This window comes from Aquamicrobium terrae (assembly GCF_052978165.1).
The window spans coordinates 3,411,417-3,431,028 of sequence record NZ_JBRKLZ010000001.1 but is presented as its reverse complement, the minus strand read 5'-3'; the positions used below and the strand labels follow the sequence as shown (position 1 = coordinate 3,431,028).

Here is a 19,612-nt window from a genome sequence, read left to right as displayed (position 1 = left end):
GCGAATTTGGAAGATCGCGACACGCTTCAAGCCCCTTCCGGCTCGGTCGCGCCCTTACCGATGGCCGCGGCCGCCGCCTCGTTTCCGGCACTGCCCTCCTGTCGGGGCGGTGCGAGCGGCGCGGGCATGGGTTGCGTGCCCTTGAGCAACTGCTTGCCGGCATAGAAGCCCCCAACGACCTGCAGGTCGAGCCGCTCGATGTCGCGGCGGCGCACCTCGTCCATCAGTTCCTCAGCCTCCTCTTGCGGAATACTGAGACGGTCCAGCGTGGCACGCCCGAACAGCAAGGCCGATTCCAGCGTTTCGCGGATCTGGTAGTCGACGCCGGCCTTCATGAGATCGATCGCCACGCTGCGGTCTGCCGCGCGCACCAGAAGCGGCGTTAGCGGAAACTCCGCCTTGACGTGCTGGACGATGCGCATGGCGGCATCCGGCTTGTCGATGCAGACCAGGATCGCCTTGGCATGCTCCGCCCCGGCGGCATGCAATATGTCCAGCCGCGTGCCGTCGCCATAATAGACCTTGAAGCCGAAATCGGCGGCGGCGCGGATCATGTCGACATCGTTGTCGATGATCGACACGTCCTCGCCGCGCAACAGCAGCGGCTGGCTGACGATCTGGCCGAAGCGGCCGAAACCGATGACCAGCACGCTGCCCTTAAGGTCGCGGGCGACCTCCACGCCGTCCAGCGACTGCGGGGACGGCGGCGTCAGCCGCTTCAGCACCATCATGGCGAAGGGCGTCAGCACCATCGATATGATGACGGTGGAGGTGAAAACCGCGTTCACCGCGCCGTCGATCAGGCCCACGCTCGCCGCCGTGGCATAGAGCACGAAGGCGAATTCACCGCCCTGCGCCATCAGCACGGCCCGCTCCAGCGCCTCCGCATGGGGCGTCCTCAGCAGGCGCGCGACAGCGTAGATGCCGAGCCCCTTGACCACCATGAACGCCAACACGGCCACCGCGACAAGGCCGACATTGCGGGCGATGACATCGAGGTCCAATGACATGCCGACGCCAAGAAAGAACAAGCCCAGCAATATGCCGCGAAAGGGTTCGATATCGGCCTCGAGTTGATGGCGGAACGACGATTCCGACAGCAGCACCCCGGCGAGGAACGCTCCCATGGCCATGGACAGGCCGCCAAGCTGCATGGCCAGCGCCGAACCGAGCACGACCAGCAGCGCGGCCGCCGTCATCACCTCGCGCGCGCCGGCCCGGGCCAGCACCCGAAACAGCGGGTTGAGCAGGAAGCGCCCGACCAGCACGAGACCGGCAACAGAGCCGAGCGCAATCGCCACGGACAGCCAGCGGGATTGGGTGCCCGTGTCGGCGGCGCCGGGAGCGATGAAGGCGACGAAGGCCAGAAGCGGCACGATGGCAAGGTCTTCCAGCAGCAGGATGGACACGATGCGCTGCCCCTTCGGCGTCGAAAGCTCGCCGCGCTCGTTGAGCAACTGGAAGACGATTGCCGTGGAGGTCAGCACGAAGCCCATACCGAAGACGAAGGCCACCGAGGCGGAATAGCCCAGCAGCATGCCGACGCCGGTGAGCAGCAGCCCGCAACAGCCGACCTGAAGCGCACCGAGCCCGAGGATTTCCCCGCGCAGGCTCCACAGGCGCGATGGCTGCATTTCCAGCCCGATGATGAACAGAAACATCACCACGCCGAGTTCGGCGACATTGATGATCGCGGCCGGATCGCTGAACAGGCCGAGGCCGAAGGGGCCGATGGCCAGGCCGGCGGCAAGATAGCCCAGCACCGAATCGAGCCCGACGCGCCTGAACAGCGGAACGGAAACCACTGCGGCTGCAAGCAGCACCACGACCGGGACAAGGTCTACGCCATGTTGTGCCGCCTCGCCTGCCATGCCGTGCCTTTCCCGCGATTTCGCGCGCCCGCACCCTGCAGTCTATGCGCATGGCGCGGGCGAGAAAACCGGTCGCCGTTCATTTCCGCTCCCGGCATCAACGTATTTGTGAACGGCCGGTTGCGATCGGCCTGCCTATACTGGCCCGTCGCCGCAACGTGGAGGAACAGTCGATGACACGCCTCACAGCGAAGGATTTCCCGCAGGAACTGCTCGAACTTTACGACTATTACGCGCATGGCAGGATCACCAAGCGTGAGTTCCTCGACCGTGCCAGCAAATTCGCGGTCGGTGGCGTCACGGCCGCTGCCATCCTGGCCTCGCTGAGCCCGGACTACGCGCTTGCCCAGCAGGTCGAGTTCACCGATCCCGATATCCTGCCCGAATACATCACCTACCCCTCCCCCAACGGCAATGGCGAGGTGCGCGGCTATCTGGTTCGCCCGGCCGCCGCCTCCGGGCCGGTTGCCGGCGTGGTCGTCGTTCACGAGAACCGCGGACTGAACCCCTATATCGAGGACGTGGCGCGGCGCGTCGCCAAGGCCGGCTTCGTCGCGCTCGCGCCCGACGGGCTGACATCCGTGGGCGGTTATCCCGGCAATGACGAAAAGGGCCGCGAATTGCAGCAGCAGGTCGATCCCGAAAAGCTGATGAACGATTTCTTCGCGGCGATCGAGTTCCTGACGAAGCATGACGCGACAACCGACAAGATCGGCATCACCGGCTTCTGCTATGGCGGCGGGGTGTCCAATGCGGCGGCGGTAGCCTATCCGGAACTTGCCGCCGCCGTGCCGTTCTACGGCCGGCAGCCCAGGGTGGAAGACGTGCCGCGCATCCAGGCGCCGCTTCTGATCCACTACGCCGAGCTGGACGCCGGCATCAACGAAGGCTGGCCGGCCTATGAGGCAGCGCTGAAGGAAAACGGCAAAACCTACGAGGCCCATATCTACCCCGGCGTCAATCACGGCTTCCACAACGACTCGACGCCCCGCTATGACGAAGCGGCGGCCAAGTTGGCCTGGGACCGCACCATCGAATGGTTCAAGCGTTACCTGGCGTAAGGCCAGGCCCGGGTTTGACGACAAAAGCGTCGCTGATGTAAGCGCGACCACCCCAAGAGATCGCTTCTGTTTTTCCTGCGAATCGCAGAAGTGCTCTATCTCCTTGTTTTCCTGCAATTCCCCGGGGAAAGCGGTTTCCGCTTTTCCGGGGTTGCCTTTGGTGTGGAGTCGCCCAGCGTGCAGAAGCTTGTCCAGATCGTCCTGATCACCGTCGTTGCAGCCATCGTCGTCGTGGGCTGGAGGTGGCATGGCTATGTCACCAACACCGAAAGCCCCTATGACGAGGTGGGGATCGAGCTGAACAGCCGCATGCCGGGGCCGATCAACAAATGGGGCTGCGACCGGCTGCATGCCACCTTCGGCAATGTGCTGCCGCCCTATGGGTGCCAGACCGGCGATGACGGCCGGTCCTGGCGATAGGATCATCCGGAAATACGCGGCAAGGCCCGGCGCGGAAGCGGCAAAAGGTCCGCGCCGGCCTACTTCTTCTTGTTCAGCGACGACACAGCCAGATTGGTGAGCTTGTTGTTGGCGGCCTTTTCCTGATCGAGGATTTCGGTCAGCAGATTATGCGCCTCGGTGTTGCCGAGCACCTTGGCCCATTCGCGCAGCGAACCGTAGCGCGAAATCTCGTAGTGCTCCACGGCCTGCGCGGCTGAAAGCAGCCCGGCATCCAGGGCCGTGCCTGTCGCCTCTTCCATCAGGCCTTCACTTTCCTTGATAAGCCCTTCAATGGCATCGCATTTCTCACCCTCGGGTTTGACCCCGATGGTCCCGAACACCTTTTTCAGCGTCTCGATCTGCCCTTTGGTTTCCTTGAGGTGGCCGTCGACCGCCTTCTTCAGATCCGGATTTTTCACGGCCTTGGAGACTTTCGGCAGCGCCTTGGTCAGCGCATTCTCCGCATAGTAGACATCCTTGAGCGTGTGCTCGAACAGGTCCGCCAGAGTTTTCATCGCTTGTCCTCATGAAAAGAGAGACCTCCCGCCTTCCCAAGAATGTGAACCCTCCCACTTGGTTCCGCCGGCATCGTAGGCCACGAGACAAATGGAAAACCCGCCACCCTTGCAGGTGGCGGGTTGGAACAGGCGGTAAAGCCGGTCGAAGCGGTCAGGCGTTGGCCGCCGCCACCGCCCGCTTTGCCATGACGACGACCAGATTGGCGCGATATTGCGGGGAAGCGTGCATGTCGCTCATCAGCCCCTTGTCCGGCACGGTAACGCCCTCCAGCGCCGCCGCATCGAACGACTTGGCCAGCGCGGCCTCGAGCGGGCGGGAACGGAAAACGCCGTCATCGCCGGCACCGGTCACGCCCACCCGCACCTCCTCCTTGCCGTTGGCCTTGCCCCTGGCCACGAATACGCCGACCATGGCATAGCGCGAGGCTGGATTGCGGAATTTCGCATATCCTGCCTTGGCCGGCGCCGTGAAGGTGACGGCGGTGATGATCTCGCCGTCCTTCAACGCCGTTTCGAACAGGCCCTTGAAGAACTTCTCGGCGGCGATCTCGCGCTTGTTGGTGACGATGGTGGCGCCAAGCGCCAGCATCGCGGCCGGATAGTCGGCGGCCGGATCGTTGTTGGCGATGGAGCCGCCGAGGGTGCCCTTGTGGCGAACGGCGGGGTCGCCGATCATCGAAGCCAGATCCGCCAGCGCAGGACAGGCCTTTTTCAGCTTTTCGTCGGCGGCGACCTCGGCATGCGTGGTCGCCGCCCCGATGGTGACGGCCTTGCCCGTCACCTTGATGCCTTTCAGCGCCGCGATGCGGGAGATGTCGATGACATCCGAGGGCGCGGCAAGCCGCGTCTTCATGGCCGGGATCAGGGTCATGCCGCCGGAAAGCAGCTTGGCATCGTCCCGCGCCAGCTTGGCGGCTTCGGCGACGGAGGCCGGACGGTGGTAGTTGACCGAATACATGATCGTGCCTCCCTCAATGCTTCCGGGGCTTCCGGGCCTGAAGCGCCGCCCACACCTTCTGCGGTGTCGCCGGCATGGTCAGGTCCTCGGTTCCGATGGCGTCCGTGATGGCATTGATGACGGCCGGCGGCGAGCCGATGGCCCCGGCCTCCCCGCAGCCTTTCATGCCGAGCGGATTGGACGGCGACGGCGTGTTCGAGGTCGAGACCTTGAACGACGGCAGGTCGTCGGCGCGCGGCATGGTGTAGTCCATGTAGCTCGCCGTCAGCAGCTGGCCGCTGCCGTCATAGTGGGTTCCTTCCAGCAGCGCCTGGCCGATGCCTTGGGCAATGCCGCCATGCACCTGCCCCTCGACGATCATCGGATTGATGATGTTGCCGAAATCGTCCGCCGCCACGAATTGCACGATGTCGGTGACGCCCGTTTCCGGGTCGACCTCGACCTCGCAGATGTAGCAGCCGGCCGGGAAGGTGAAGTTGGCGGGATCGTAGAACGCCGTTTCCTTCAGGCCGGGCTCCATGCCGGCCGGCAGGTTGTGCGCCGTGTAGGCCGCCAGCGCCATCTGGAACCACGGCACGTTCTTGTCTGTGCCGGCCACCTTCAAGGCGCCGTTCTCGATGACGATGTCGGCTTCGTCCGCCTCCATCAGATGCGCCGCGATCTTCTTGGCCTTGGCCTCGACCTTGTCGAGCGCCTTGGCGATGGCGCTCATGCCGACCGCGCCGGAGCGCGAGCCGTAGGTGCCCATGCCCATCTGCACCTTGTCGGTGTCGCCATGGACGATGGAGATGGACTCCAGCGGCACGGAAAGGCGCTCGCCCACAAGCTGGGCGAAGGTCGTTTCATGACCCTGCCCATGGCTGTGCGAGCCGGTCAGCACCTCGATCGTACCGACGGCATTGACGCGCACCTCGGCAGATTCCCACAAGCCCACGCCGGAGCCGAGCGAGCCGACTGCCGCCGACGGCGCGAGGCCGCAGGCCTCGATATAGCAGGAGAAGCCGATGCCGCGCAGCTTGCCTTCCTTCTTCGCCTTCTGGCGGCGCTTCTCGAAGCCGGCATAGTCGGCCGCCTTCATGGCCGCGTCGAGCGAGGTGGCGAAGTCGCCAGCGTCATAGTTCATGATGACGGGGGTCTGGTGCGGGAAGGCGGTGACGAAGTTCTTGCGCCGCAGTTCCGCCGGCGAAACGCCGAACTGGCGCGCCGCCACCTCCATCATGCGCTCGACCAGGAAAGCCGCTTCGGGTCGTCCCGCCCCGCGATAGGCATCGACCGGCGCGGTGTTGGTGTAGATGGCCCTCACATTGCCGTGGATCGCCGGGATATCGTACTGGCCGGAGAGCAGCGTCGCGTAGAGATAGGTCGGCGTGACCGACGAGAACAGCGACATGTAGGCGCCGAGATTGGCCAGGGTGTCGACCTTGAAGCCGAGAATCCTGTGGTCCTTGTCGAAAGCCATCTCGGCATGGGTGACATGGTCGCGGCCATGCGCATCGCACAGGAAGCTCTCGGTGCGGTCCGCCACCCATTTCACCGGAACGCCGGTCTTCTTCGAGGCCCACAGGCACACGATCTCTTCCGGGTAGATGTAGATCTTGGAGCCGAAGCCGCCACCGACGTCAGGGGCGATGACGCGCAGCTTGTTCTCCGGCGCGATATTGTAGAAGGCGCTCATCACCAGCCGAGCGACATGCGGGTTCTGCGAGGTCGTCCAGCAAGTATAGTGGTCTTCCGCCCGGTCGTAATGACCAAGCGCGGCGCGCGGCTCCATGGCGTTCGGCACCAGGCGGTTGTTGACGACGTCCATCTTGATCACATGCGCCGCCTGCTTGAAGGCCGCCGCAGTCTCCTTGGCGTTGCCGATCTCCCAGTCGAAGATCAGGTTGCCTTCCGCTTCCGGATGGATTTGCGGCGCACCCCTGGCGATCGCCCCGGTCACCTCCGTGACCGCCTTCAGCTCCTTGTAGGTGATCTCGACGGCCTCGGCCGCGTCGCGCGCATGGGCCTTGGTGTCGGCCACGACGACGACAACCGCGTCACCGACATAGCGCACCTTGTCGACGGCGAGCGGCGACCAGGCACCCATCTTCATCGGCGTGCCGTCCTTGGAATGGATCATCCAGCCGCAGATGAGATTGCCGATGCCGTCGGCCTTCAATTCCCTGCCGGTCAGCACACCGATGACGCCCGGCATCGACTGCGCCGCCTTGACGTCGATCTTCTTGATCTGCGCATGCGCGTGCGGACTGCGCACGAACGCCGCGTGCTTCATGCCGGGCACCACCATGTCGTCCACATAGCGGCCTGCGCCGGTGATGAAGCGCCTGTCCTCCTTGCGCGCCACACGCGCGCCGACGCCTTCGATACCCATAGTCGTTCTCCTCCAGAACCAGATGAGCCGATAGCGAATGAAGTCCGGCAAAGCGGGAAGAAGCGGAAAGGCGATGGATGATACCAATGCGGAAATGACAATTCCGCTATTTCGCTCTTCCCCGTTCGCTTTTCCTCAAGCCGCCTTCTTCGCCCTTCCCTTCGGCGCCTTGGCCATGGTCCTGGACGCGGCCAGGATCGCCTTGACGATGTTGTGATAGCCGGTGCAGCGGCAGATGTTGCCTTCCAGCTCGGCGCGCACGGTCGCTTCGTCCAGCCCCTGCGGGTGACGCCGGATCATGTCCACGGCGGTCATGATCATGCCGGGCGTGCAAAAACCGCATTGCAGGCCGTGGTGCTCGCGGAACGCCGCCTGCACCGGGTGCAGATCGCCCATGCCGGCAAGGCCTTCGATGGTGATCACTTCCGAGCCGGACGCCTGCACGGCCAGCATGGAGCAGGACTTCACCGCCATGCCGTCGACATGGACGACGCAGGCGCCGCACTGCGAGGTGTCGCAGCCGACATGGGTGCCGGTAAGCCCCAGGTGTTCCCTCAGGAAATGAACAAGAAGTGTCCGGTCCTCGACGGAGGCGCTGACCTGCCTCCCATTGACCGTCATTGATACATCCGACATGGAGCCTCCCCTGGGTTTTTAACCTTGGTACCCGGCATCCGACGAAACGCCGGCGAGGCGTTATTCTTATACGCAATAGCGCCGACGACAATAGCTGCCGTCGACGCAAGCACGCCAAGTTGAATGCGCCTAAAGTCTAATGTCGCAGGAATGCGCCGCCGAAGGAGGAGAATCCGTCAGGTGGCGCTGTCGGGTGGCGGAGCTTCCGCAGGTGCCGCCTGTCCCTTCTCGGCCGCCTCGCGCTCGGCCTCCTCCCGGGCGCGGCTGCGTTCGATCATGCGCGCGGTCCAGATCGAAATCTCGTAGAGGATGATGGTGGGGACGGCGAGGCCGATCTGGCTCAGCGGATCGGGCGGGGTCAGCACTGCCGCCACCACGAAGGCGAGGACGATTGCCCATTTGCGCTTGTCTTCCAGGGCCTTCGACGAGAGCAGTCCTACCCTCGCCATCAGGCTGGTGACCACCGGCAACTGGAACACCAGGCCGAAGGAGAAGATCAGCGTCATGATGAGACTGAGATATTCGGAGACCTTCGGCAGCAGCGAAATCTGCACCTCGCCCTCGCCGCCGGACTGCTGCATGGTGAGGAAGAACCACATCACCATCGGCGTGAAGAAGAAATAGACCAGCGAAGCGCCGATCAGGAACAGGATCGGCGAGGCGATCAGGAACGGCAGGAAGGCGGCGCGCTCGTTGCGATAGAGGCCTGGCGCGATGAACTTGTAGATTTGCGTCGCGATCAGCGGAAAGGCGATGACCATGCCGCCGAACATGGCGAGCTTGATCTGCGTGAAGAAGAATTCCTGGGGCGCCGTGTAGATCAGCTCGACCTTGGTCGGATCGAGGCCGGCCCAGCTCGTCGCCCATTTGAAGGGAATGACCAGCAGGTTGAACAGCGCCTTGGCGAAGAAGAAGCAGAACAGGAAGGCCACGAAGAACCCGCCGATCGACCACATCAGCCGGGTCCGCAGTTCCATGAGATGCTCGATGAGAGGCGCCGACGACTGGTCGATCTCATCCTTTTCGCTGGCGCTCACTTGGGCGTCCTCGTCGTCTTGCTTGCAGTCCTGGCGGCGCTCGGCTTGGCGGCGGGTTTCTTCCCGGCAGGCTTGGCTTCCGCCGCCTTGGCCGGCGCGGGCTTCGCCGGCGCCTTGCGGCTGGCGGCGGCCTTGCGACCGAACCCGTTCGTCGTGGCCTTCGGAGCGCTGGCCTTCACGGCAGCCGCCTTGGCGACTTTCGCTGTGCCCGGGGCCGCCGGCTTCGCCGCCCCTGCCCTGGCGGGCGGCGCCTTGTCACCGGCCGCCTGCACGGGCGGCACGGAAGCATCGGTCATGGCCGGAAACGGCGCCTCGGCTTCGGATGGCTTGGTCTCGGGAACCGGCGTCGCCTTCGGCTTGCCGGCGTCGTCGAGACTGGCCTTCACATCGGCCGCGGCCTTCTCGAAGGGATTGAGCTGCTTGCGAATTTCCGCCGCCGGATTGAGGCTGCGCAGCGAATCGACGGACTTCTTCACGTCCTCGAGTTCCGCTTCCTTCAGCGCCTCGTTGACCTGCTTCTGGAAATCATTTGCCATGCCGCGCATCTTGGCCGTCATCCGGCCGAAAGTGCGCAGCATCTGAGGCAAATCCTTGGGTCCGACGACCACGATCAGCACGACCGCGATCACCAGCATTTCGGACCAGCCGACATCAAGCATGACTACTCAACCCGAAAGGCGGAAACGGAATTAGCTCTTGCCGGCCTTTTCCTTGGAAGGCGAAACCGTTTCGTCGGCACGGTGCTCGACAGTGCGCGTATCGTCATCGTCGTCGGCCATGCCCTTCTTGAAGCTCTTGATGCCCTTGGCCATGTCGCCCATCAGTTCCGGGATCTTGCCGCGGCCGAATACCAGCAGCACGATCACCAGCACGATCAGCCAGTGCCAAATCGAAAACGAACCCATTGCACTCTCTCTCGTAAGTGTTCCAGAAACTGATCTATGCGCTTTCGCGCCCAGTTTCAAACGCAACTGGCACAATCTTCACGAATGATTTGAGAATGTCACGCGGTTTCGAGCAGCACGCCCGCGCAAATGCGCGCACCCCGGATCAGACGCTCAGTCTTCAGTCACCTTTGGGGTGAGCAGGCCCAGATCCTCCAGATCGAGATCGGTCAGCGGGTCCTCGTCCTCGGTCAGCGCGTCCGAATCGACGGGAGGCAGCGGAATGGCGAAATTGGCCGGCATGCGGCTGGACAAAAGGCCCGCCCCCTTCAGTTCCTCGATGCCCGGCAGGTCGCGCAGTTCCTCCAGCGAAAAATGATCGAGGAAGGCGTCGGTGGTGCCATAGGTAACCGGGCGGCCGGGCGTCTTGCGGCGGCCGCGCATGCGCACCCATTCGGTTTCGAGCAAGGTGTCGAGCGTGCCTTTCGAGGTCTCCACGCCGCGGATTTCCTCGATCTCGGCCCGGGTCACCGGCTGATGGTAGGCGATGATGGCCAGCACCTCCAGCGCGGCGCGCGACAGCTTCTTCTGCTGCACCGTATCCCGGCTCATCAGGAAGGCGAGATCACCGGCGGTGCGGAATGCCCACCCCTCGCCGACCCGCACCAGATTGACGCCCCGCACCGCATAGATGCGCTGCAGTTCAAGCATGGTCGCCGTCACGTCGACGCCATCCGGCAGGCGAGCCGCAAGCTGCTTTTCGCTGACCGGCCCGGCACTTGCGAAGACGATCGCCTCGGCCATGCGCACCACCTCATGCGCATTGGTGCGCACGAGCCGGGCGCGCGGATCGTCGCCGTCTTCCTCGTTGGGGAACGGGATGACGGATGCGTTGCCGCCCTCGCTCATCACGACGCCTCCCCGGCCGCGCGAGGCCCTCGCCCGCGAAGGTAGAGCGGCGCGAAGGGCTCCTGCTGGCGCATCTCGACCGCCCCCTCCCGGACCAGTTCCAGCGACGCGGCGAAGGAACTGGCGATGGCGGTGCGCTTGTCCTCGGGCGTGGCCAGATAGCGGATCAGGAAGCCGTCGAGGGCAGTCCAGTCGTCCAGTTCGCCGATCATGCGCGTCAGGATCTCGCGGGCCTGCTTGAGCGACCAGACGCCCCGCCTGGCGATCTGCACATTGGTGGTGGCCTGCCGCTGGCGCTGCGACGCATAGGCGCTCAACAGATCGTAGAGCGTCGCCGAATACTGGTTGCGCTTTTCGACGATGACGATTTCAGGCATGCCGCGTGCGAAGACGTCGCGGCCGAGGCGGTTGCGGTTGACCAGCCGGGTGGCCGCATCGCGCATGGCTTCGAGGCGACGCAGGCGGAATTGCAGCACCGCCGCCAGTTCCTCGCCGCTCTGACCCTCCTCGCCCGGCTGCTTGGGGATCAGCAGCTTGGACTTGAGGAAGGCGAGCCAAGCCGCCATGACCAGATAGTCGGCAGCCAGTTCAAGCCGCAGGGCGCGCACCCGGTCGATGAAAACCAGATACTGCTCGGCCAGCGCCAGCACCGAGATACGGGCGAGGTCTACCTTCTGGTTGCGGGCCAGATGCAGGAGCAGGTCGAGCGGTCCTTCGAAGCCGTCGACATCGACAACCAGTGCGGGATCGTCGCTGCGCCGGTCATCGTCGGCCCACAGCCGTTCCATCGGCGTGAGCCTCGGTGCCTTCTGCTCCCCTGCTGCCGTCTGCGCCACGTTTCCTTGCTCCTGACGGCCCTGCCGCCCTTGCCGGCGGGATCAGGCCACCGCCGCGAAATACTCCGCAAATTCCGCCCGAAGCTCTTCTTCGGCACCCTCGTTTCGCGTGCCGATCACGGCCAGCGCCTGTTCGGCACGCTTCCGCGCCCGGCCTTCCAGGGCCTTCGCCTTCGACGCGGCGGCCGCCATTTCCTCCATGACGCCGTTGCAGTGAAGAACGATATCGACGCCAGCCGCAAGGATTGCCGCCGCCTTGGCCCCGAAATCCCCAGAAAGTGCCTTCATTGAGATGTCATCGCTGATCAGCAGCCCGTCGAAGCCGATTTCCCCGCGTATCACTTCCTCCACCACCTTGCCCGAAGTGGTGGCCGGGCCCTTCGGATCGATGGCGCTGAACACCACATGCGCGGTCATCGCCGCCGGCAGGTCGTTCAACGCTCTGAACGGGGCGAAATCGTGTCGGCGCAGCTCGTCCAGCGATTCATGCACGGTCGGCAGCTCGAAATGCGTGTCGGCCGAGGCGCGGCCATGGCCGGGAATATGCTTCATAACCGGCAGCGCGCCGCCTTCCATCAAGCCTTCGGCCGAGGCCCGGCCAAGGGCGGCCACCGCATCGGGGTCGCGTCCATAGGCGCGCTGGCCTATGACGTCGTTGGCGCCCTCCACCGGCACGTCGAGGACCGGCAGGCAGTCGGCGGTGATGCCGTAGCGGGCAAGGTCGAATGCATGCATGCGCGCATGCAGCCAGGCGGCGCGCAGGCCGGCCTCGCGATCGCGCCTGTGGATTTCGCCGACGGCGGCTGCCGGCGGGTAGTTCGGCGCCAGCGGCGGCCGCAGGCGCTGTACCCGGCCGCCCTCCTGATCGATGAACACCGGCGCATCCTCGCGCCCGACACAATCGCGCATGGAAGCGACGAGATCGCGGATTTGCTCCGGCTCGCTGATGTTGCGGGCAAAGAGGATGAACCCCCACGGGCTTTCACCCCGATAGAAGCGGATTTCCTCGCGGGTGAGCGAATGGCCGGCACAGCCGAGGATGAGCGTCTTTGATTCGGTCATACGCTGAATCTAGAGGGTTCGGGCGGGAAAGGGAATCGCCCCTTCGGAATGCAAAAGAGCCGGCGCGTTTCCGCACCGGCCCGGTTCGACTGGATATCCCGGCGTCCGTTACTTCGAGACGAAGCAGGCGCCGCCGGCAGCCTTGTACTTCTCGCACAGGCTGATCGCCTCGGCGCGCGAGTCCGCGGCAACGCGAACCCGGTAGAAGGTGCCCTTGCCGGCCACCTCGGCCTTGACGATGTTGACGCTGCGGCCCTCCAGCACGCTTGCGTAGCGGCGGGCGAGGTCCTGATAGGTGGACTGCGCCGCCTCGACGCTCGGCTGCGAGGCGATCTGCATGGCCCAGGTTCCCGCTGCCGCCGCATTCGGATCGAGCGCGGCAACCTGTCCGGGCTTGACCTCGCCAACGATATCGACGGGTTGCTCGGCCGGACGCTGGGGCGCGACGGGCGCTGCCGAAGGCGTATTGGCCGACTGCTGCGGAGCGGCGGGCGTCACGGCCCCGGTCTGCTCGGCGCCCGGCGCGCTGACCGCCTGCGGGGCAGGATCGGTCGGCTCCGTTGCCGCGATCTGCTGGGCGGGCGCGGGATCCTCGCGCGGGACGAGCGTTCCATCCGGCCTGACGACCATGGTGCGCACCTTGCGCGGCGCCACCGCCGGCACCTCGTCCGCGGCCGCATCGTTCTCGACGAGAGCCGGCGCGACACGATCCTCGGACTTGCCGGCCGGCTGCGCGGCTTCATCCACCGGCAACCCGCCCACGACGCGGGCTTCGGGAGCCGTGGAGGTCACGTCGATCGGCTGCTCGGCATCGGAAACCAGCTTTTCCTGGGTAGGGGCCGCAGGTCTGCCGCCCTTGGCCACCATGTCATAGACCTTGTTGTCCTGATTGGGGATGACGGTGCCGCCGGGGTTTTCCGGCTTGACCTTGATCGGCGCGTCATCAGCCTTGACCAGCACCGGCGCATCGCCGGAACCGCCACCGCCGAAGGACAGGGCAAAGGCTCCGATGCCGCCGATCAGCGCCACCGCGCCGACAACGGCGGCGGCCAGCAGCATGCGATTGCGCGGACGCTGCTCTTCCGTCTCGCCCGCTTCGGACATGGTTTCGCCGGCGTCCGGGTCGTAGTCGAACCCGTCATCGGCAGCCGCCTGCGGCGCATAGGGCTGGCTGGCGGCCGCGTCGAACTCGAAGTCATCGAACGCCTGGTCATAGGCATCGGCCGTGACCTGCGCCGAACCACCGGCGGCAGCCTGCTCCGGCTGCTGGCGGGGCGCCTGGAAAGCAGCGGCCTGCTGCGCCGGCTCCGGTGCGGGCGTCGGCTCGCCGACATTCATCTCGTTCAGGAGGCTGGAGAACTCGGCATCGAGGTCGTCATACGCCGGCGCTTCCGTCTTGTCCTCCTCGAAGGGGACATCCGGAATATCGAGATCGTCGGCAAGGGCCACGGCCTTTTCGGGAATCTCGATCGTCTCCAGCTCCGGTATTTCGGCAACCGGCGGACGGGCCGGCGCTGCCGCCACCTCGGACAGTTCCGAATAAGCCGCGGGCGTTTCTGCCCCGACCTGATCGGTGGTGCGATAATCCTGCTCCACCTCATAGCTGCCGGCAGCGGGCTCCGCCTCGTAGTGGTAGGCGGTGGCGCCGTTCTGCTGGACAGGCTGGGCAAAGCTCACCTGCGGCTGGACGGGATCCGGCTGCGGGCGGATGAAGGGCGTGCCGCGGCTCCAGTTATGCGCCTGGGCAGCGGCTGCGGCGACCGCGGCGGCGGTCGGAATGAACGGCTTCAACGCCTCGACCGGATCGGCCGAGGTCTCATCGGCATACTGCTCCCGCGCGTCGTCCGCGTGGGAGGCGGCGTCGAAGGCTGCAAGATCGATATCGAGGTCGAAGTCGTCCGGATTGGACACGGATTCCTGCGGCTGGGCCGAAGCCTCGTACACCGGTGCGGCGGCCGGCTCGACATGAACGTCGAGGGGCTTTTCCAGTTGGAAATCGGGCTCGTAGGCCGGCTCCGGGCGCGCCGACATCCTGTTGAGCAGCGCATTCAACTCGTCTTCGAGCGACGCGGCGGGCGCTTCAGGCGCGGCTTCCGGCTCGGAATATTCGTAGCTGTCCTGGCTGTAGGCCTGTTCCGCGCCGTAGTCCTGTTCCTCGGCATAGCCGGCCTGGGTGGGCTGCTCGTCGAAAACGGCGGCGGCCAGAGCGCGCTCGAAATCGTCGCCCTCTTCGTGAGGCTCGCTCGCGACCGGCTCCTGCGGCGCAGGGATTGCGGCTTCCGGCTCGTCGAAAACGAAATCGGAATCGTCGAACGCCGGAAACTCTTCCGCGGAAGCGGTCTCCCGGGGTGCATCCTCCTCAAATTCGGAGGCGAACGAAGCTTCGATCTCGCCGAGTTCCTGCTTGTCGGACTGCGGGGCATCCGGCAGGTCCGATGCCAACATCTTCTCGAAATCAGCAAAGTCGGGATGCTCTTCGGGAGCGGCCCCGGCAGACGCCGGCGGCGCGGCATCGGCGGACTGGTCGAAGGCGGATTCGTCGAAGAAGAAATCCTCGGCAGGCTGGGCGGCCCGCTCCTCGCCGGCATAGGGCTCCGCGACGGACTCTTCAGCTTGCGGATAGGCGGCTTCGGGTGCCGGCGCGGGCTGCGGCTCCTCGCCGAACTCGCCCATCAGTTCCTTCTCGAGGTCGATGGCGAAATCGTCCTCGGCCGCAGGTTGCGAACGGGCCTCGTCTTGCGGCTTGACCGGAACGCGCGGATCGAAACCCATGATCCGGGTCAGTTCCGCGAACGGATCGTCTTCCGCGATATCGTCGCGGTCTGCTATCCTCAGCTGGGTTCTGTCTGCCATCGTCGTTCCCGAACTCGCACAATCGGACGCCATCGACGTCGCGTAGGTTGGCCCCTACCAGCGCAATGTGGGCAAATGGTGACAGGTATTCCGCTGTAGTCTAACGCATCTCTTTCGGTGCATCGGCACCGACAAGCGTCAGACCGGACTGAAGAACGTCAGCAACGGCCTGCACCAGCCCTAGTCTGGCAAGCGTCAATTGTGGATCGTTAACCTTAACAAAACGTAAGTCGGGGTTATCGGTGCCACGATTCCAGTGTGCGTGGAAGGAACTTGCCAGGTCATAGAGGTAGAATGCCAGCCGGTGCGGCTCCTGCGAGGACGCCGCCTGCTCGATCAGCCTGGGATATTCCGCGAGCTTGCGGATCAGCCCGATCTCGCCCTCATCCGACAGGCCCGAAACGGCAGCCGACAGCGTCTCGCGGCCTGGTTCGGCGATGCCCATCTGCTCGCGCGCCTGCCGCAACACGGAATGGCAGCGCGCCGAGGCATACTGCACGTAAAACACCGGGTTGTCCTTCGACTGCTCGGTCACCTTGGCGAAGTCGAAGTCGAGCGGCTCGCTGTTCTTGCGGTAAAGCATCATGAAGCGGATCGGGTCGCGCCCCACCTCCTCGACGACCTCCCGCAGGGTCACGAAATCGCCGGAACGCTTCGACATGCGCACCGGCTCGCCGTCGCGGAACAGCTTGACGAGGTTGCACAACAGCACCGTCAGCTTCAGGTCACCGCCGGAAATGGCCTTCGCCAGCGCTTCCAGCCGCTTCACATAGCCGCCGTGGTCGGTGCCGAGCACGAAGACCAGCTCGTCGAAGCCGCGCCCATATTTGTCCTTCATGTAGGCCACGTCGCCGGCGAAATAGGTGTAGGAACCATCCGACTTGACCAGCGGCCGGTCCATGTCGTCGCCGACATCGGTGGAACGGAACAGCGTCTGCTCGCGGTCCTCCCAATCCTCGCTCTTCTCGCCCTTCGGCGGCGGCAGCTTGCCCTTGTAGACGAAGCCCTTGAAGGTCAGGTCGTTGATGGCGGTCTGGATCGCGCCGCCATTGCCGGCATGCAGGGTACGCTCGGAAAAGAACACCTCGTGATGGACGTTGAGCAGCGCGAGGTCATCGCGGATCATCACCATCATCGCGTCGATGGTGCGGTCCCTGACCAGTGCCAGGGCCTCCACCTCGGGCATTTCCAGCAGCTTGCCGCCGAACTCCTTGGCCAGGTCCTGCCCGACGGGCATGAGGTAATCGCCCGGATAGAGACCGGGCGGGATTTCGCCGATCGTCTCGCCCAGCGCCTCGCGGTAGCGCAGGAAGGCTGAGCGGGCGAGCACGTCGACCTGCGCGCCGGCGTCGTTGATGTAATATTCCTTGGTCACCTCATAGCCGGCGAAGTCCATGAGGTTGGCCAGCGCATCGCCCACCACCGCACCGCGACAGTGGCCGACATGCATCGGCCCCGTCGGGTTGGCCGAGACATATTCGACGTTCACCTTGCGCCCGCCGCCGAATTTCGAGCGGCCGTAGTCGGCCGCCTGCGCGAGGATACCGGTCAGGTGGTGCTGCCAGAAACCGTCGGTAAGGCGCAGGTTGACGAAGCCCGGCCCCGCCACTTCGGCGCTGGCGACATCGGCATCCCGGGAGAGCGCCGCCACGAGGCGTTCTGCCAGCGCGCGCGGATTCTGGCCGGCCGGCTTGGCCAGGACCATGGCCGCATTGGTGGCCAGATCGCCGTGGCTGGCATCGCGTGGCGGCTCGACGGCGATGCGCGACAGATCGAGCGCGGCCCCGTTCTTGTCTTTCAGATCAAGCGCTTCTACGGCTTTGATGATCCGCGCGGTGAAGTCGGCGAAGATGTTCATTCCAAATCTCGTGAGCTAACAGGCCTCGTTTGGCCAAGACTGCCAACAGTATGAACGTCATCCCGGAAGCCAAGTCGAGCGGAGCGAGAATGGCTATCCGGGATCCATTCCATAACCTGCAATCGTTCCGGCATGGATCCCGGACAATTGACCTGCGCTTCGCTCCGGTCACTTTCCGGGATGACGGCGCCTGCTCGACAGCCGCAGCAAAATCGGCTTCGCCCTAGCTCAAATCCGGCGTGTGGTCAAACAGGCGCCGGTGCTCCTTGAGTGCATAGGTGTCGGTCATGCCGGCGAGGAAATCGGCCACATGGCGCGCCTTGACGCGGTCTTCCGCACGGTCGAGCCCCTCACGCCAGCCCTCGGGCATGGCGCGGGGATCGGCAAAATAGGCATCGAACAGGTCGGCGACGATCCTCTCGGCCTCGGCGCGCACGCGCATGACTTCCGGGTGCCGGTAAAGGTGCTTGTAGAGGAACGCCTTCAGCTCCTTCTCCTCGGCGGCCACTTCCGAAGTGAAGGTGACGATGGTTTCGCCAGCCGCGCGCACCGCCTCGGCGCTGACGGGCCGCAGCCGGGCAAGGTTCGCGCCGGCGGCCGAAATCACGTCCTCGACCATCATGGTGATCTGGCGTCGCATCAGCTCATGACCGATGCGCACGTCGTCGAGCGCAGGATAGCGCTCGCGCACGGCACACAGGATCTTTCCCGGCAGTGCAAGGTCTTCCAGCATGTCGAGTTCAAGCAGGCCGGCGCGCAGGCCGTCGTCTATGTCATGGGTGTTGTAGGCGATGTCGTCGGCAATCGCCGCGCACTGGGCCTCGATGCCGGCATGGCGGTCCAGTTCCAGGTCGTGCAATTCGTTGTACGACCGGATGGTGGCCGGCAGCGGCCCGGCCAGCGCCTCGCCCTTCGCATCGACCAGCGGCCCATTGTGCTTGACCAGGCCTTCCAGCGTCTCCCAGCTCAGGTTGAGGCCGTCGAACTCGGCATAGCGGCGCTCCAGCCGGGTGACGATGCGCAACGACTGGGCGTTGTGGTCGAAACCGCCCCAGGCCGCCATCTTCTCGTTCAGCGCATCCTCGCCGGTATGGCCGAACGGCGTGTGGCCGAAATCGTGCACCAGCGCCACCGCCTCGGCGAGGTCCTCGTCACCCCGCAGCGCGCGCGCCAGCGCGCGGGCGATCTGCGCCACCTCGATCGAATGGGTGAGACGGGTGCGGTAGTGGTCGCCCTCGTGGGCGATGAACACCTGCGTCTTGTGCTTGAGGCGGCGGAAGGCGGTCGAATGGATGATGCGGTCGCGGTCGCGCTGGAACGGCGTGCGCGTCGGGCTTTCCGGCTCCGGGAACAGACGCCCGCGCGTGCGGGCCGGGTCCGTGGCGTAGGGCGCGCGCGGCCGGTAGCCGAAACCGATATTGCCGAGCCGGGCGGTTCCGGCCTGTCCTTCGTCCATGCTTTCCCCAGTGGTCGTGCCAGCGGTCGGGTGTGGGCGCATACCCACGACCGATTGTTGACTTGCTGGCGTGACGTACATACCTATCATGCGAAATCAAAAGCAAGGTGACGCCATGAGCGCGAACGCCGCAACCGCCATCAATGTCGAAGTGACCGAAGCCGCCGCAAAGCGCATCGCCCGCATCGTCTCCGACGAGCCGGGGAAAACCGCCCTGCGCGTTTCCGTCGAAGGCGGTGGCTGTTCGGGCTTCTCCTACAAGTTCGATCTGGTCGAGGGGCCCGACGATGGCGACGTCGCCATCGAGAGGGACGGCGCCACGGTGCTGATCGACGACATCTCGCTGGTCTATATGGGCGGCTCCATCATCGACTTCGTCGACGACCTGATGGGCCAGTCCTTCCAGATCAGGAACCCGAATGCCGTGGCTTCCTGCGGCTGCGGCACCAGCTTCTCGATCTGACCATGCCACGCGCCGGCGCGGTCCGTCAGGTCGCGCTGTCGGCGGGGCGCGATCTCGACGCTACCCTCGCCTATTGGCACGACGTGCTGGGCTTTCAGCCCCACGCCCGCTTCGACCCGCCCGGAATAGCCTTCATCCTGGCCGGCGGGGTACGGCTGCTGTTCATGGACGGGGTGCCGCCGGGCACCGTCTATCTCGACATCGACGGATTGCTGGACTTCCACGAAAAGGCCGATGCGGCGGGCGTTCCCTTCACCGCAGCGCCTGCCCTCTCCTTCCACGACAAGGACGGCCTGTTCGGCCCTGCCGGCGACAAGGAATGGATGGCCTTCCTCAAGGACCCGGCCGGCAACACGATCGGCCTCATCGAACGCCGGCAGGATTGAAAAGGCCGCCCT

At 65.0% G+C, this 19,612-nt stretch carries 18 protein-coding genes; 4 read left to right on the top strand and 14 right to left on the bottom strand.

Features of this window, described 5'->3' with window-relative positions; genetic code table 11:
- Positions 1 to 26: 26 nt before the first annotated feature.
- On the bottom strand, positions 27 to 1,871 hold the full coding sequence (locus tag ACVCNR_RS16900) for a monovalent cation:proton antiporter-2 (CPA2) family protein (RefSeq protein ID WP_447075581.1): 1,845 nt from the start codon (positions 1,869 to 1,871) through the stop codon (positions 27 to 29).
- 173 nt (positions 1,872 to 2,044) lie between these two features.
- On the opposite strand from ACVCNR_RS16900, the gene yghX reads away from it, so the two are divergent.
- Both yghX and ACVCNR_RS16890 read left to right on the top strand, forming a co-directional pair.
- Complete coding sequence (yghX, locus tag ACVCNR_RS16895; protein WP_447075580.1) at positions 2,045 to 2,932, top strand: YghX family hydrolase; 888 nt, start codon at positions 2,045 to 2,047, stop codon at positions 2,930 to 2,932.
- Between the two features lie 177 nt (positions 2,933 to 3,109).
- Positions 3,110 to 3,352 (top strand): hypothetical protein, encoded by a 243-nt coding sequence (locus ACVCNR_RS16890; RefSeq protein WP_354192510.1) that lies wholly within the window; start codon positions 3,110 to 3,112, stop codon positions 3,350 to 3,352.
- Between the two features lie 59 nt (positions 3,353 to 3,411).
- Here the strand turns inward: ACVCNR_RS16890 and ACVCNR_RS16885 are convergent, their stop codons facing one another.
- The 13 genes from ACVCNR_RS16885 to ACVCNR_RS16825 form a co-directional block, all read right to left on the bottom strand.
- Complete coding sequence (locus ACVCNR_RS16885) at positions 3,412 to 3,888, bottom strand: YciE/YciF ferroxidase family protein (RefSeq protein ID WP_354192511.1); 477 nt, start codon at positions 3,886 to 3,888, stop codon at positions 3,412 to 3,414.
- 154 nt (positions 3,889 to 4,042) lie between these two features.
- Positions 4,043 to 4,849, bottom strand: a complete 807-nt coding sequence (locus tag ACVCNR_RS16880; RefSeq protein WP_447075579.1) for an FAD binding domain-containing protein — start codon at positions 4,847 to 4,849, stop codon at positions 4,043 to 4,045.
- A gap of 13 nt (positions 4,850 to 4,862) precedes the next feature.
- On the bottom strand, positions 4,863 to 7,220 hold the full coding sequence (locus ACVCNR_RS16875; protein ID WP_447075578.1) for a xanthine dehydrogenase family protein molybdopterin-binding subunit: 2,358 nt from the start codon (positions 7,218 to 7,220) through the stop codon (positions 4,863 to 4,865).
- Between the two features lie 135 nt (positions 7,221 to 7,355).
- The gene (locus ACVCNR_RS16870) at positions 7,356 to 7,856 is read right to left on the bottom strand and encodes a (2Fe-2S)-binding protein (RefSeq protein ID WP_447075577.1); all 501 of its coding nucleotides are present in this window, start codon (positions 7,854 to 7,856) and stop codon (positions 7,356 to 7,358) included.
- A 176-nt stretch (positions 7,857 to 8,032) separates the two neighbouring features.
- Complete coding sequence (tatC, locus tag ACVCNR_RS16865) at positions 8,033 to 8,893, bottom strand: twin-arginine translocase subunit TatC (RefSeq protein ID WP_354192515.1); 861 nt, start codon at positions 8,891 to 8,893, stop codon at positions 8,033 to 8,035.
- On the bottom strand, positions 8,890 to 9,552 hold the full coding sequence (gene tatB / locus ACVCNR_RS16860) for a Sec-independent protein translocase protein TatB (protein WP_447075576.1): 663 nt from the start codon (positions 9,550 to 9,552) through the stop codon (positions 8,890 to 8,892). Before tatB ends, tatC begins: the two co-directional genes overlap by 4 nt.
- Before the next feature lie 30 nt (positions 9,553 to 9,582).
- A complete protein-coding gene (locus ACVCNR_RS16855) occupies positions 9,583 to 9,798 on the bottom strand; it encodes a twin-arginine translocase TatA/TatE family subunit (protein WP_354192518.1) in 216 nt (71 codons plus the stop codon).
- 153 nt (positions 9,799 to 9,951) lie between these two features.
- On the bottom strand, positions 9,952 to 10,686 hold the full coding sequence (gene scpB / locus ACVCNR_RS16850) for an SMC-Scp complex subunit ScpB (protein WP_447075575.1): 735 nt from the start codon (positions 10,684 to 10,686) through the stop codon (positions 9,952 to 9,954).
- A complete protein-coding gene (locus ACVCNR_RS16845) occupies positions 10,686 to 11,474 on the bottom strand; it encodes a segregation and condensation protein A (RefSeq protein ID WP_447075725.1) in 789 nt (262 codons plus the stop codon). The genes scpB and ACVCNR_RS16845 overlap by 1 nt, the downstream gene beginning before the upstream one ends.
- Before the next feature lie 90 nt (positions 11,475 to 11,564).
- Entirely contained in the window at positions 11,565 to 12,584 is a 1,020-nt protein-coding gene (gene nagZ / locus ACVCNR_RS16840; RefSeq protein ID WP_447075574.1) for a beta-N-acetylhexosaminidase, read from the bottom strand.
- Between the two features lie 108 nt (positions 12,585 to 12,692).
- The gene (locus tag ACVCNR_RS16835) at positions 12,693 to 15,437 is read right to left on the bottom strand and encodes an SPOR domain-containing protein (protein ID WP_447075573.1); all 2,745 of its coding nucleotides are present in this window, start codon (positions 15,435 to 15,437) and stop codon (positions 12,693 to 12,695) included.
- A gap of 100 nt (positions 15,438 to 15,537) precedes the next feature.
- Positions 15,538 to 17,295 (bottom strand): arginine--tRNA ligase, encoded by a 1,758-nt coding sequence (argS, locus tag ACVCNR_RS16830; RefSeq protein ID WP_447075571.1) that lies wholly within the window; start codon positions 17,293 to 17,295, stop codon positions 15,538 to 15,540.
- Between the two features lie 223 nt (positions 17,296 to 17,518).
- Complete coding sequence (locus tag ACVCNR_RS16825) at positions 17,519 to 18,751, bottom strand: deoxyguanosinetriphosphate triphosphohydrolase (protein WP_447075570.1); 1,233 nt, start codon at positions 18,749 to 18,751, stop codon at positions 17,519 to 17,521.
- 115 nt (positions 18,752 to 18,866) lie between these two features.
- Between ACVCNR_RS16825 and erpA the strand changes: the two genes are divergently transcribed.
- Complete coding sequence (gene erpA, locus ACVCNR_RS16820; protein ID WP_447075569.1) at positions 18,867 to 19,214, top strand: iron-sulfur cluster insertion protein ErpA; 348 nt, start codon at positions 18,867 to 18,869, stop codon at positions 19,212 to 19,214.
- A 2-nt stretch (positions 19,215 to 19,216) separates the two neighbouring features.
- Entirely contained in the window at positions 19,217 to 19,600 is a 384-nt protein-coding gene (locus ACVCNR_RS16815; protein WP_354192528.1) for a VOC family protein, read from the top strand.
- The last annotated feature ends 12 nt before the right edge of the window (positions 19,601 to 19,612 follow it).